The organism is Halobellus rarus, from assembly GCF_024494595.1.
GTDB classification, from domain to species: Archaea; Halobacteriota; Halobacteria; order Halobacteriales; family Haloferacaceae; genus Haloquadratum; species Haloquadratum rarum.
In genome coordinates, this window is sequence record NZ_JANHDI010000001.1 from 55,048 (window position 1) to 68,541 (window position 13,494).

14 protein-coding genes are annotated in these 13,494 nt (G+C 67.7%); 11 read left to right on the forward strand and 3 right to left on the reverse strand.

What is annotated here, in order from left to right:
* Window positions 1-75 precede the first annotated feature (75 nt).
* The 5 genes from NO876_RS00285 (at window position 76) to NO876_RS00305 (ending at window position 5,018) form a co-directional block, all read left to right on the forward strand.
* Window positions 76-1,494 (forward strand): ammonium transporter, encoded by a 1,419-nt coding sequence (locus NO876_RS00285; RefSeq protein ID WP_256419679.1) that lies wholly within the window; start codon window positions 76-78, stop codon window positions 1,492-1,494.
* Entirely contained in the window at window positions 1,491-1,883 is a 393-nt protein-coding gene (gene glnK1 / locus NO876_RS00290; protein ID WP_256419680.1) for a nitrogen regulatory protein GlnK1, read from the forward strand. Before NO876_RS00285 ends, glnK1 begins: the two co-directional genes overlap by 4 nt.
* A gap of 103 nt (window positions 1,884-1,986) precedes the next feature.
* Window positions 1,987-2,811, forward strand: coding sequence for a CPBP family glutamic-type intramembrane protease (locus tag NO876_RS00295; RefSeq protein ID WP_256419681.1), 825 nt, complete (start codon window positions 1,987-1,989; stop codon window positions 2,809-2,811).
* A 75-nt stretch (window positions 2,812-2,886) separates the two neighbouring features.
* Window positions 2,887-4,248, forward strand: a complete 1,362-nt coding sequence (hemL, locus tag NO876_RS00300) for a glutamate-1-semialdehyde 2,1-aminomutase (RefSeq protein WP_256419682.1) — start codon at window positions 2,887-2,889, stop codon at window positions 4,246-4,248.
* Between the two features lie 80 nt (window positions 4,249-4,328).
* Window positions 4,329-5,018, forward strand: a complete 690-nt coding sequence (locus NO876_RS00305) for a hypothetical protein (RefSeq protein ID WP_256419683.1) — start codon at window positions 4,329-4,331, stop codon at window positions 5,016-5,018.
* A 37-nt stretch (window positions 5,019-5,055) separates the two neighbouring features.
* Here the strand turns inward: NO876_RS00305 and NO876_RS00310 are convergent, their stop codons facing one another.
* Window positions 5,056-5,472 carry a hypothetical protein gene (locus tag NO876_RS00310; RefSeq protein WP_256419684.1) on the reverse strand — a complete coding sequence of 139 codons (417 nt, stop codon included), beginning with the start codon at window positions 5,470-5,472 and terminating at the stop codon, window positions 5,056-5,058.
* A gap of 126 nt (window positions 5,473-5,598) precedes the next feature.
* Between NO876_RS00310 and hemC the strand changes: the two genes are divergently transcribed.
* The 4 genes from hemC (at window position 5,599) to recJ (ending at window position 9,849) form a co-directional block, all read left to right on the forward strand.
* Window positions 5,599-6,714 (forward strand): hydroxymethylbilane synthase, encoded by a 1,116-nt coding sequence (hemC, locus tag NO876_RS00315; protein WP_256419685.1) that lies wholly within the window; start codon window positions 5,599-5,601, stop codon window positions 6,712-6,714.
* Window positions 6,715-6,716: 2 nt separating this feature from the next.
* Window positions 6,717-7,520, forward strand: coding sequence for a uroporphyrinogen-III C-methyltransferase (gene cobA / locus NO876_RS00320; RefSeq protein WP_256419686.1), 804 nt, complete (start codon window positions 6,717-6,719; stop codon window positions 7,518-7,520).
* Window positions 7,517-8,302: a uroporphyrinogen-III synthase gene (locus NO876_RS00325; protein ID WP_256419687.1), complete on the forward strand. Its 786-nt coding sequence runs from the start codon at window positions 7,517-7,519 to the stop codon at window positions 8,300-8,302. The genes cobA and NO876_RS00325 overlap by 4 nt, the downstream gene beginning before the upstream one ends.
* Before the next feature lie 95 nt (window positions 8,303-8,397).
* Window positions 8,398-9,849 (forward strand): RecJ family nuclease, encoded by a 1,452-nt coding sequence (gene recJ, locus NO876_RS00330; RefSeq protein ID WP_256419688.1) that lies wholly within the window; start codon window positions 8,398-8,400, stop codon window positions 9,847-9,849.
* A 379-nt stretch (window positions 9,850-10,228) separates the two neighbouring features.
* On the opposite strand, the gene NO876_RS00335 is transcribed toward recJ, so the two are convergent.
* Together NO876_RS00335 and NO876_RS00340 are read right to left on the reverse strand one after the other, a co-directional pair.
* Window positions 10,229-10,783, reverse strand: a complete 555-nt coding sequence (locus NO876_RS00335; protein ID WP_256419689.1) for a diadenylate cyclase — start codon at window positions 10,781-10,783, stop codon at window positions 10,229-10,231.
* Between the two features lie 212 nt (window positions 10,784-10,995).
* Entirely contained in the window at window positions 10,996-12,129 is a 1,134-nt protein-coding gene (locus tag NO876_RS00340) for an RNA ligase (protein ID WP_256419690.1), read from the reverse strand.
* 155 nt (window positions 12,130-12,284) lie between these two features.
* Between NO876_RS00340 and NO876_RS00345 the strand changes: the two genes are divergently transcribed.
* Together NO876_RS00345 and NO876_RS00350 are read left to right on the forward strand one after the other, a co-directional pair.
* The gene (locus NO876_RS00345; RefSeq protein ID WP_256419691.1) at window positions 12,285-12,974 is read left to right on the forward strand and encodes an RNA ligase partner protein; all 690 of its coding nucleotides are present in this window, start codon (window positions 12,285-12,287) and stop codon (window positions 12,972-12,974) included.
* A gap of 107 nt (window positions 12,975-13,081) precedes the next feature.
* Entirely contained in the window at window positions 13,082-13,456 is a 375-nt protein-coding gene (locus NO876_RS00350) for an Hsp20/alpha crystallin family protein (RefSeq protein WP_256419692.1), read from the forward strand.
* Window positions 13,457-13,494 lie beyond the last annotated feature (38 nt).

Genomic DNA, 13,494 nt, shown 5'->3' on the forward strand with positions numbered 1-13,494 from the left:
GAATCCGACCAAAATTCACCAAATGATGTACGAACGTCCAAGCCAAATTGACGCACCATCCACGAGAGGTACCGTATGCTGAGCGCGACGCTGCAGTCCGATCTGTCCGCGGTCGTTCAGGGCGTGAACCTGATGTGGGTCCTGATGGTCACGTTCCTGATCTTCTTCATGCACGCCGGATTCGCGATGCTCGAAGCGGGGCAGGTTCGCTCGAAGAACGTCGCGAACCAGTTGACCAAGAACCTCCTGACCTGGAGCGTCGGGGTGATCGTCTTCTTCCTCGTCGGCGCGGGGGTCTCGACGATCGTCGGCGGCGCGACCGGCGGGGGATCCTACTCCGTCGTCGGCGCGTTCACCGACCTGTACGCGCCCGAGGCCGGCTCCGCGGGGGCCTGGGTCAACTGGCTCTTCGGCGCGGTGTTCGCGATGACGGCCGCGACGATCGTCTCCGGAGCCGTCGCCGGCCGCGCGAAGCTCCGCGCGTACGTGGGCTACACGATCCTCCTGGCCGGGGTCATCTACCCGGTGGTCACCGGCTTCACCTGGGGCGGCGGCTTCCTCGACGCGCTCGGGTTCTACGACTTCGCCGGCGGCGTGATCGTCCACGCGATGGGCGGCATCGCCGGTCTCACCGCCGCGTGGATCATCGGCCCGCGGATGAACCGCTTCAACGACGACGGCTCCGTGAACGTCATCCCGGGCCACTCGATGACGTTCGCGGTCCTCGGGACGCTCATCCTGGCGTTCGGCTGGTACGGCTTCAACGTCGGGACCTCGGCGTCGCCGCTGGCGCTCTCTGACTCGGGCGAGGTCGTCCTCGGCTCCTTCCAGACCGTCGGGCGCGTCGCGCTCGTGACGACGCTCGGGATGGCCGCCGGCGCGATCGGTGCCGCGGCGGTCGCGACGTACAAGACCGGCAAGGTCGACACGCTCTACGTGGCTAACGGTCTCCTGGCCGGCCTCGTCGGCGTCACTTCCGTCACCGACGTCATCGTCTGGCCGGGCGCGCTCGCCATCGGCCTGCTCGCCGGGGCGCAGCTGCCGATCGTCTTCGAGTTCGTCGAGAAGCGCCTCCAGATCGACGACGTCTGTGCGGTCTTCCCGGTTCACGGCTCCGCGGGCATCCTCGGGGCGCTCGCGTACCCCTTCGCCGCGACGGCGTTCTGGAACGGCAACGCGTCGTTCCTCTCGCTCGCGATCCCGCAGGTCGTCGGCGTCGTCGTCATCGCCGTGTGGACGTTCGCGGCGACCGCGCTGGTCTTCGGCGCGTTCCGCGCCGCGGGGCAGGCGCGCGTCTCTAACGAACACGAACTCGAAGGGCTCGACTCCTCCGAACACGGCGTCGACACCTACCCCGAATTCGGCCGCCCGGACGAGTCCGGTGCTCGCGTCGACGGCGGGATGATCCGCCCCGACGGCGGGACCGTCCGCGCGCGCTCGGAGTCGACCAGCGCCGAAACCGTTTCGGACGACGAAACCGAGGCTGACCTATGAGCGACACGCAACCGACTGACGGCGGGCCGACGGGAAGCACCGACGCGGAGATCAAGATGGTGGTGGCGTACATCCGCCCCGACAAGCTCTCCGACGTCAAACAGGGGCTCGCGGAGGCGGGCGCGCCGTCGCTGACGGTGACGAACGTGTCCGGACGGGGCTCCCAGCCGGCGAAGAAGGGGCAGTGGCGCGGCGAGGAGTACACGGTCGACCTCCACCAGAAGGTGAAGATCGAGTGCGTCGTCGCCGACATCCCCGCACAGGACGTCGTCGACGCTATCGCCGAATCCGCCCGTACGGGCGAGAAGGGCGACGGCAAGGTGTTCGTCCTCCCCGTCGAATCGGCGCGGCAGATCCGCACGGGCAAGAGCGGACCCGAAGCAGTCTAAGACGACCTTCGAGACGGTCAGTTCCGTCTCGTCCCCGTGTTGGCGCTCGTCTTTTTTATCGCGGAGAGAAAGAGCAAAGACGGCCGGTCCTCGCAGTTCCGGTGTGCAGCCCACGCCGGTCACCGCGGTCGGACTGCTCGTCGCCCTCGTCGGGTTCGCGGCGCTCGATCGGGTCCGACGAGCCGTCAGTGCGGCCGAGGACTCAACGCCCACGGACGGGCCGCGGTCGATCGACCTCCGCGAACACGCCTGGAAGTGGGTGATTCCGGCCGTGCTGCTGCTCGTCGTCGCCGCCGAGGGCGACTCCCTCGCTTCGATCGGCTGGCGAGTCGAGTCCCCGTCGGTGCTCCTCGGGCAGGTGCTCGTCGGGTTCGGCGTCCTTGTCGGATCGCACGTTCTCACGGCACCGCTGTGGGCGCGCGTCGGCGACGGCGGTGACAGCCTCGCGGCCGGGATCGGCTCCTTCGCGTCGCTCTCGACGCCCGAGCGCCTGTTCGTCGCGTTCACCGCCGGGGCGACCGAGGAGACCGCCTTCCACGGCTACGCGCTCGAACGACTGCTCTCGCTCACCGGGAGCGCCCCGCTGGCGGGCGGTCTCTCCGCCGCCGCCTTCGTGGTCGGGCACGCGGGCGACACCTGGGACCGCGACGCGATCCGCCGGATCGCACAGCCGGCGCTCGTGATGACGCTCCTGTACCTCTGGTTCCGGTCGTTGCCCGCGCTCATCGCGATCCACGCGCTGAACGACTCGCTCGCGCTCCTCCTCGCCGATCGGTTCGACGACCTCGCGGGCGACAGCGACTCGGACGGAGAGAACCCGGACGCTTCCGAGGCCGCCGACTCGGACGCCGGGAACTCGGACCCGGACGTCGCCGACACCTCTGCGGACACCGACGCGTCGTCCCTGGCGTGGCTCCGCGGCGAGTGACCGCACCTCGGTCCCGTCCCGGAGGCACGAGGGGAAGCGACAAGGATTTTGCACGCGCCGGTCGAAACGCTGTCTATGAGACACGACGAGTCGCGGGCGCTGTACGACAGAGCGCTCTCCGTGATCCCCGGCGGCGTCAACTCCTCGGTTCGGGCGACGCGTCCGTACCCGTTCTTCATCGAGCGCGGGGACGGCGCGCACGTCGTCGATGCCGACGGCAACCGATACCTCGATTACGTGATGGGTTACGGGCCGCTCTTGTACGGTCACGACATGCCGGAGCCGGTGCGTGCGGCGGTCCAGTCGCACGCCTCCGACGGCCCGATGTACGGCGCGCCGACGGAGGTCGAGGTCGAACTCGCCGAGTTCGTCGCGCGGCACGTCCCCTCCGTCGAGATGACCCGCTTCGTCAACTCCGGGACCGAGGCGACCGTCTCGGCGGTCCGGCTGGCTCGCGGCTACACCGGCCGCGACAAGATCGTCGTGATGCAGGGCGGGTACCACGGTGCGCAGGAGTCGACGCTCGTCGAAGGCGGCCCCGACAGTTCCCGGCCGAGTTCGCCCGGTATCCCCGCGTCGTTCGCCGAACACACGATTCCCGTGCCGTTCAACGACGTCGAAGCCGCAGAGCGCGTCTTCGAGGAACGCGGCGACGAGATCGCGGCGGTACTGACCGAACCGATCCTCGCTAACACGGGAATCGTCCTCCCGGTCGACGGCTACCACGAACGGCTCCGCGAGCTGACCGAGGACCACGGCGCGCTGTTGATCTTCGACGAGGTCATCACGGGATTCCGCGTCGGCGGCCTCCAGTGCGCGCAGGGGAGATTCGGCGTCACGCCCGACGTGACGACGTTCGGCAAGATCGTCGGCGGCGGGTTCCCGGTCGGCGCGATCGGCGGGCGCGCGGAGATCTTAGAGGAGTTCACGCCTTCGGGCGACGTCTTCCAGTCGGGCACCTTCTCCGGGCACCCGGTGACGATGGCCGCGGGCTACGAGTACCTGAAGTACGCCGCCGAGAACGACGTCTACGAGCACGTGAACCGACTCGGCGAGCGGCTCCGAACGGGGATCGCCGACATCGTCGCGGACCAGGCCCCCTCCTACACGGTCGTCGGTACCGATTCGATGTTCAAGACGGTCTTCACGCGCGAGGGGCCCGATTCCGGCGACGTTGGCGGCGCTGGCGAGGACAGCCACGTGTGCGACGCCGGCTGCCGGCAGGACGAGTCGTGCGCGCGGTACGACTACTGCCCGAAGAACGGGGCCGACGTCGCGAACGCCGAGACCGAGCGCTGGGAGCGGATCTTCTGGCAGGAGATGAAAGAGAAGGGAATCTTCCTCACCGCGAACCAGTTCGAGTCGCAGTTCGTCTCCTATTCCCACACCGACGAGGACGTCGAGGAGACGCTCGAAGCGTACAAGGAAGCGCTCTAGCGCGTCGAGCGCGGCGACGGCGGGGCCGCTTCGGCCCCCCCGCCCTCGACTTTTTGTAGGATAGCGGCGAAGAACGCCGTATGGACAGCCCTCCACGCGACGATCCGACGACCGATGACGGTGATTCGGAGCCGGACGAGGCCGAGCGGGATCCGGAGGATTCGGGCCCCGATCCCGACGGACACGACACCGGTTCGGACGCGCCGACCGAGGAGTTCGATCCGCCGACAGGGCGGTCGGACACGTCCTCTGCAGAATCGAGGACGCCCGGACGGGAGTCCGCCACCCCGACGACGGGCGATCCGTCCGCGCGCGGAACCGACCCGACGTCGAGTGGAACCGACGCGAGGAGCGGGGACTTCGACGACCCGATCGGGGACCTCCTCCCCCGCGCGAGCGTCGACTCGCGGTGGTGGTACTGGATCGCGGCGATCCCGCTGTACGTCGTTCTCGGCGGCGTTCTCGGCGTTCTGTTCGTCGGTGCGTTGCTCTTCGATATCTTTCTCACCGGCGGGATCGTCACCATCTTCGGGGCCTTCGTCGTCATCCCCGTCCTGGGACTGCTCGGTCTCGTCCTCTCGGTGATGTACCCGATCGCGACGTACGTCGACGCGCGAGCGATCGCCGAATCGGAGTCGTCGTGGACTCCCGACCCGCTCGTCTGGGGGCTGGCCGCGCTCGCGACGGAGGTGCTGAGCGCGTTCGTCCTCAGCGTCGTGCTGGCGCTGTTCTACCTGTACAAGCGGCACGTCGCGGTCGGGACGCCCTGAACCGATCGTCTGGGGGAGGCCGATGCCGGCGCGGCCATCACTCGACCCCGAAGTGCGTCCGGAACCGCCGCCACGTCCTCGGATGGGCGAGCGCGACGCCGACGGCGAGGCTGACGACCCAGAACGCGGTGACAGCGCCGAACGCGCGCCAGGACCCGCCCGCGCCGACGACGCGTTCGAGCCCCGAAAAGACGTACAGCGAGGTGAACGTCGCCGTCGTCGCGACGCCGACGACGAATCCACGAACCAGGTCCCAAGAGGGGTCGTAGTAGCGGACCACGGCGACGCCGAGCGTCGACAGGACGGCGGCGTGCCAGAACTGTCGCTCCAGCGGAACTGGCAGTGCCGAGACGACCACGTTCACGGGCGTGAACGCGGGATTGAGCAGAAGCCACAGCACGGCGACGTGGAGGAACCCGCCGACTCCGTCGAGGAGGCGGGAGGCGGGAGACACGTCGGCAGCGACGCGGCCGTTCCGTGAGTGCGTTTCGGTCGTCGCCAGGGCCGACACCGCCGCTGTCCGCTCCCGCTCGCGACCGAAGTGGTGGCCTTTTCACCCGTGGCCGCCGAGGATGCGACAATGACTACTCGCGGCACACTCCGATTGGCGACCCGGAGTTCGGATCTGGCGCTCCGGCAGGCGGCGAGCGTCCGGGAGACGCTCGAAGACCGTCGGTTCGACGTCGAACTCGTCGAGGTCGAGACCCGCGGCGATCAGATCAGAGACGAACTCATCCACCGACTCGGGAAGACCGGCGCGTTCGTCCGCGCGCTCGACGAGAAAGTGCTCGACGGCGACGTCGACGCCGCCGTCCACTCGATGAAGGACATGCCGACGGAGGGGCCGAGGGAACTCGTCGTCGCCGGCGTCCCGGTGCGCGAATCGGCCGCCGACCTGCTTCTCACCTCCGACGGGACCGAACTGGAAGACCTCCCGGCGGGCTCCGTCGTCGGCACCTCCTCGCTCCGCCGCAAGGCGCAGATCCTCGCCGAGCGCCCGGACCTGGAGGTCGAGCCCCTCCGCGGTAACGTCGACACGCGGATCGAGAAGCTGCTGGCCCCCGAACTGCAGGCCGAGCACGAGCGCCGCGTCGACGCCGACCGCGACGAGAGCGCGGAGGCTCCGGAAGCCTCCGCACGGGATGAGGAGTACGAGGGGACGTTCGAGGAGTCGATCGAGGAGTGGTTCGACGGCCTCGCAGAGATCGAACGCCGCGCGCTCGAACGCGAACTCGACGTCGAGTACGACGCCATCGTGCTGGCGGAGGCGGGCCTCCGCCGCGCGGGCCTGCTGCACCACGTCGAGTACGCGCGGCTCGATACCGCGACGTCCGTTCCCGCGCCCGGCCAGGGGGCCATCGCCGTCACCGCGCGCGCCGACGGCGACGCGACCGAGGAGATCCGATCGGTCGTCGATCACCCGCGGACGCGCGTCGAGACGACCGTCGAACGCACGGTGCTCGCGGAACTCGGCGGCGGGTGCATCGCGCCCATCGGCGTCCACGCGAAACTCCAGGGCGAGTACGTGCACACGGTCGCGCGCGTGCTCTCGGGCGACGGCGAGGCGGAAGTGGCCGCCAGCCGGGACCTCCCGGTCGACGATCACGCCAACGCGGCCGCGGCGTTCGCGGCCGACCTCGCCGACCGCGGGGCCGACGACCTGATTGCGGCGGCGCGCGAAGCCGCGGAGGAGTGACGATGAGCGACGACTCATCAGCCGCCGTCGGAACGGTCTTCCTCGTCGGCAGCGGCCCCGGCGACCCCGAACTGCTGACCGTGAAGGCGCGTCGCCTCCTCGACGAGGCCGACGTAGTCCTGCACGACAAACTCCCCGGGCCGGAGATTCTCGACACCGTCCCCGAAGAGAAACGCGAGGACGTCGGCAAGCGCGCCGGTGGCGAGTGGACCCCCCAGGAGTACACGAACCGGCGACTGGTCGAACTCGCGCGCGCGGGCAACGACGTCGTCCGGCTGAAAGGCGGCGACCCGTTCGTCTTCGGCCGCGGCGGCGAGGAGATGGAACACCTCGCCAGTGAGGAGATTCCGTTCGAGGTCGTGCCGGGAATCACCTCGGCGATCGCCGGCCCCGGCACGGCGGGGATCCCGGTCACCCACCGCGATCACGCCTCCTCGGTCTCGTTCGTCACGGGCCACGAGGACCCGACGAAGGAGGAGTCGGCGGTGGACTGGAACGCGCTCGCGGCGACCGGCGGGACGCTCGTCGTCCTGATGGGCGTCGGTAAACTCCCGGACTACACCGCGGCGCTGCGAGACGCCGGGATGGCTCCGGACACCCCCGTCGCGCTGGTCGAGCGGGCGACGTGGCCGGAGATGCGCGTGGCAAGCGGGACGCTCGACGACATCGTCGACGTCCGGGATTCCGAGGGGATCGAACCCCCTGCGATAACCGTGATCGGCGAGGTGGCCGCGACGCGAGCGCGCGTCGTCGAATTCCTGCGGAACCGAACCGGCGCGGCGTCGACGGAGGTGCCAGAGCAGTGACCCGCGACGTCCGCGTGGCCGTCTTTCGGCCGGACGACGAGCGGATGGTGCGAGCGGTCGAACTGCTCGACTCGCTCGGCGCGACTCCCGTCCCCGACCCGATGCTCGCCGTCGAACCCACGGGAGCGATTCCCGGTAGAGGGGACGGCGACGACCCCGACACGGACCGATCCGCGGCCGGCCCCGAGTTCGTCGTCCTGACGAGCAAGACGGGCGTCGAACTCCTCGCCGAGGCCGACTGGACCCCGGGCGAGGCCACTCTCGCCTGCATCGGGCCGCGAACGGCCGAGGCCGCCCGCGAGGCCGGATGGACGGTCGACGTCGTCCCCGAGGAGTACACCTCCGCGGGTCTCGTCGCCGCGCTCGAAGGCGACGTCGGCGGCACGGTCGTCGAGGTCGCGCGCAGCGACCACGGCAGCGACGTCCTCCTCGACGGCCTCCGTGCGGCCGGTGCCGACGTCAACGAGACCGTCCTGTACCGACTCGTCCGCCCCGAGGGGTCCGGCCAGTCGACGGTGATGGCCGCCGGTGGCGAACTCGATGCGGTCTGTTTCACCTCCTCGCTCACCGTCGAGAACTTCCTCGCCGCGGCCGACGAGCGGGGGGTCCGCGAGGAGGCCGTCGCGGGGCTGAACCGCGCCGTCGTCGGCGTCATCGGCGCACCGACCCGCGAGACGGCGGAAGGGTACGGAATTCGCGTCGACGTCGTCCCCGAGAACGCGACGTTCGAGGAGCTCGCGACGGCCGTCGTCGAGGAAGCGGCGCCGACGTATCACGGCTGAGTCATCGGGGCTCCGCCGCCCCGCCTCTTTTCGCCCCTTCCTCCTCTTTCTCTCCCGAACGTGGATTTAAATCCGAGAGCGCCCCACGACCGGGTATGAGCGCGGACACGACGACGAGCGACGACGGTCCGGTCCCCGCCCTCCGGGAGCGGGCCGTCGCCTGCGCGGACCGACTCCGGACGGCCGATCGCGTGCTGCTCGCGTCGCACATCGACGCCGACGGACTGACGAGCGCGGCCATCGCCGCCGCGGCGCTGGAGCGCGCGGAAATTCCGTTCGAGACCGTGTTCGCGAAGCAACTCGACGAGCGGGAGGTCGCCCGCATCGCCGCCACCGACTACGAGACGGTGCTCTTCACCGACTTCGGGAGCGGGCAGTTGGACGTCATCGCCCCCTACGCCGCCGAGGGCGCGTTCACGCCGGTCGTCGCCGATCACCACCAGCCCGCCGACCTCCCGGACGGGGTCGACGAACCGGCCCACCACCTGAACCCGCTGCTGTTCGGCCTCGACGGCGCGTCGGAACTCTCCGGCGCCGGCGCGAGCTACGTCCTCTCGCGGGCGCTCGAACCGCCCGAGGGCGACAACCGCGACCTCGCCGGCCTCGCCGTCGTCGGCGCGGTCGGCGATATGCAGGGGACCGACGGCGGCCTCTCGGGGGCGAACCAGGTAATCGTCGAGGAGGGCGTCGCCGCCGGTGTCGTCGAGGAGGCCACGGACCTGCTCGTCTACGGGCGTCAGACCCGGCCGCTCCCGAAGTTTCTCGAATACGCGACCGACGTTCGGATCCCCGGGATCACGAACGACGCGAACGGCGCGATCGAGTTCCTCTCGGATCTCGATCTGGACCTAAAAGAGGGCGGAGAGTGGCGTCGCTGGGTCGACCTGACGATGGCCGAGCGGAAGACCGTCGTCAGCGGCCTGCTGCAGCGAGCGATCGCCTCCGGTGTCCCCGCCGATCGGATCGACGCGCTCGTCGGGACGACGTACACGCTGACCGACGAGGAGCCAGGAACCGAACTCCGAGATGTGAGCGAGTTCTCGACTCTCCTGAACGCAACCGCGCGGTACGAGCGCGCTGACGTCGGTCTCGCGGTCTGTCTCGGCGACCGCGAGGGAGCGCTCGACCGCGCGCGGACGCTCCTCCGAAACCACCGACGCAACCTCTCGGAGGGGCTCCAGTGGGTCCAGAACGAGGGAACGACGGTCGAAGACAACGTCCAGTGGTTCGACGCCGGATCGCGCATTCGCGAGACGATCGTCGGCATCGTCGCGGGGATGGCGGTCGGTGCCGCGGGCGTCCGCGGTGACATCCCCATCCTCGCGTTCGCCGAGAAATCTGAGGAGGAGATAAAGGTGAGCGGCCGCGGCTCCCACGCGCTCGTCCGGCAGGGTCTGGACCTCTCGGCGGTGATGCGCGAGGCATCCCGCGCCGTCGGCGGCGACGGTGGCGGTCACAACGTCGCCGCCGGCGCGACGATTCCGACCGGAACGCGTGAGGCGTTCGTCGCGGAAGCGGATCGGCTCGTCGGTGAGCAACTCGACTGACGTTCTCGGCTTTCGTCTGACTTCGCGCCGCCTGCGACAACAGCTACCCTTCCTAGCGGTTGCGTCTCCTCGTCGGACGGTCGTCAGCCTCACTCATTCTATATTGCAGTATGTGATTTATCTCTCCCGGATACGGACTATCCTCGATCGGGGGGAGAACGGAACCGATGCACTCGATTCGTGGTTCTCGCTCCACGAGCGCCCGCATTCGGACCGGAACCTCGAACAACGGTTGATGTTCCCGTCGAAGCTCTCAGTGATCGATTTTCAGACCTCGTGCCGCGTTCAGGCGCGTATCTCGCAGAAACAGATCGACATAGCCAGCGGGGTTTGCGACTGAGCCCGTATCCGAACCTGCTCACTGCCGTAGATCCGTCTTCTAGTCGGGGCGCCACCGGCCACCGATTTCGTCCCGAGGATAGTCGCGATACGTCCCATCCAAAAACGTGGTGACGCGGCCGTCCTCTTCGCTGAGTGTGATCGCCCAGATGACGTCCTCGCGGAGCGAGGTCTCCAGGGCGCTCAGGTGTTTGGTCCCCATCCAGTCGGCGGGATTCAGTTCGTCGATGCCTGGCACCTCGTCCCGTGGTGGATTACGGACACGCACCATCTGTTCTTGAATCGTCCCGTCGGCAGTCACCATAATCGCTCCGTCCCGCGTGATCGCCACGTCTCGGGCGACTTCCGTGAACGTCTCTAACGATTCGGTGACGATTTTACACCGGTTGGTCGGCCACTTGTTCGCTCCAAGCGGGTCAGTGTATCCGTCGAAACTCATCTCGGCGACGATCAAAAAGTAGAGGCTGGGGCCGGAGACGTGCTGTTCGTTCCACCGATCGAACTGCAGACTTAACGACTCGGCAGCGTACCTGATCTGATCCATAAGCGCTTGGCTCGTTGCGTATCTCTTTTTCACCCGATCGAGTGCGTCCATCTTGGTATCTCTCTAGCTATGGACGGATTAAGGTTGTTCGGAGGCCTGTCCCCGCAATCCGGCGGTCGAATATATCGGTCGCACTACTCAGTGCCGGTTACCCCTCGAACCGGCACGTCACGGACTCGTCACCACCTCGCGACTCTTCGGATCGAACACGCGAGACAGGTAGATATACTCTATGATGCTATACTGAATCCCTGCTCGCGTCCTCACTCGTCGTAGGTGCCGCCCTCTAGGTAGTACTGCGTGCGGTCGGCGGTCGACTCGGCCACTTTCAGGAATTCGACGACGCGTTGGTCGTCCTCGCGGTAGTCCTCTTCGACGTCGATAGTCAACGAGAGATCCCGCAAGTGCTCGAGGAGGGCGTCGATCTCTTCGGTTCCCCCACGGACGCGGTGCCGTTCGCCCACGGTTTCGCCCGCTTCGACCCGCCGGATGGTCTCCACGGCCGGGCGCAGGATCGACTCGCCCAGGTCGTGCGCGCGCTCTTGGAGCCGTTCTTCGCTCTCGTCGAACTCGGCGGCCTGGAACGCCTCGCGGGTGATCCGTGAGAATACGAAATCTCTCCCGAGGTCGAACAGCAGCGAGAACGCGTGTTCGAGTTCGTCGTGGTGTTTGGACTCGGTGGTGTACTTCACCATCGAGTCGCCCTCAGCCGTTTTCATCACGACGCCCTCGCGGGCGTCGTCGTCCAGTTCTTCGACCGCCGCCCAGATCTCCTCTGTCGCCTCCGAGCGATCGTAGCGTCCGAACAGCCGAGGCTGTGGGAAGGCGTACCGTTCACAGAGGTCTCGGCGCTCGGGAACTGTGAGTGGAGCAGCGGACTCGCGGTCGCGGACATCGAACACCCGGACGGCGTCCGAGTCGACCTCCTCGTAGTCGTGCGTCGTGTACGGCGTCTCCGGCCCGATCAGTTCGGCGCATAGCATCTTCTCGGGATGGTACTCGAAGAACTCCCCCAGATCGAGCAGTTCGCGGACTCGCGCCGTGGTGTACGGACAGACGTAGCCGCCGCGAGTGAACGCCAGCGGGCCGTCGTCCCCGACGTCCGCGACGCGGACGTTGAACCCGTCGAGTTTCTCCTCGGCGAAGATCGTCTCGTCGGCCTCGAAAAACGAGGTGACGCCCGCGTCGAGCGCCAGCACCCGCGGGATGCTGGGATAGCCGCGGACGATGGCGTCGGCCGCATCGAGGATCACGGTCCCCCGCTCGATGCCGTGGCGGGCCGACGGAAGGACGTGGGACGGATATTCGCCGACAGACCGCCGCTCGAAGTGCTCGAACAGCTCGGCCGGATCCGACGCCGTGGAGTCCAACCGCTCGAAGTACGCGCGTTCGTCCATACTGTCTCTCCGGTCGGTTCGGTGAAAAGATCCGGGTCCCGCCTGGCGTCTGTCAGCTGTCGGCTCCGTGGGTCCGCTGGCCACCCCACGTCGCGGGAGGCCCGCGTCGCTCCCGTGGGGTGACATCTTATAGGTTCCCCGCTCGAATCGGGGGTATGCCCGGAGAACTGCCGCGACAACAGTTCGTCCTCGACACGTCGCTTTTCATCACCGACGACATCCGTCGGGACGGTGAGTCGCTGACGGACGCCGCGCTTCGGCTGCTGGATCTCGTGGCGACGGCGCGACTGGAACTCAACATCTCCTGTCATATGCCGCCCTCGATCCACGACGAACTCGCGACGATGCTGCGGGACCGCGACGTCGACGAGGAGGTGTTCTCGCGACTCGACACCTGGGTCGTCCGCAAGAGCCCCGACCGGTACGGCGTCACTATTCCGGCGAACATCGTCTACAACTTCATCGACGAGATGAGCGACCGCGTCGACCGGGGCCTCCGCGTCTCCGAGGAGGCGCTTCGGGAGGTCGAACAGCTCGATCCGAGTGAGCTGACCCGAGACGGGGAGGACACCGCCGAGGCGTATATGACGGAGGCCGACCGCATCCTCTCGGGGATGCGCGACAAGTATCGGCAGGCGCTCCGACAGGGGGTGCTCGACTCGCGCGAGGACTTCGACCTCCTCGTCCTCGCCAGGGAACTCGAAGCCGGCGTCGTCACGGAAGACAGGGGGATCATCTCGTGGGCCGACGAGTTCGGCCTCCGCTACGTTCGCGGCGCGCAGTTTCCGACGCTCTTGGAGGAGTACCTCCGCGCGTCCGGCGTCGATGGGTATGGCCCCGAATAAAACCCGAATAAATCATAATATCCGTTAGTTTCCCACAAATCAACAATTCTCAGAAATATTTATTACGAACCACGAACAATTAACAACTGCAATCGAGGTGAACAGCAATGGCGCTGCCGACAGACGCGACGAACTCCTGGACGCAGGGGCTCGGCCTCCCGTCCCGAGTCTTCGGCGACGCTGGCAGTACAGACTACGAACTGTACGAGGAGGACGAAGAGTTCGTCCTCGCCGTCGAGATGCCCGGGTTCGATCGGGACGAGATCACCCTCGCCTGGGACGACGGAATGTTGAACATCGCCGCCGAACACGTCGACGAGAGTCGGGGGCGGAAACGGACGTACCACCGACGCTTCCGCTTCCCGAAGGACGTCGATGACGAGGCCATCGACGCGACGTACACGAACGGCATCCTCGAGGTGACGCTCCCCCTCGAGGGGGAAGGAACCACTCACGGCAAGACGATCCCGATCGAGGGCTGATCGCTGTCGGCCGTAGCTGAAGCGAGTGGCGTCTCGGC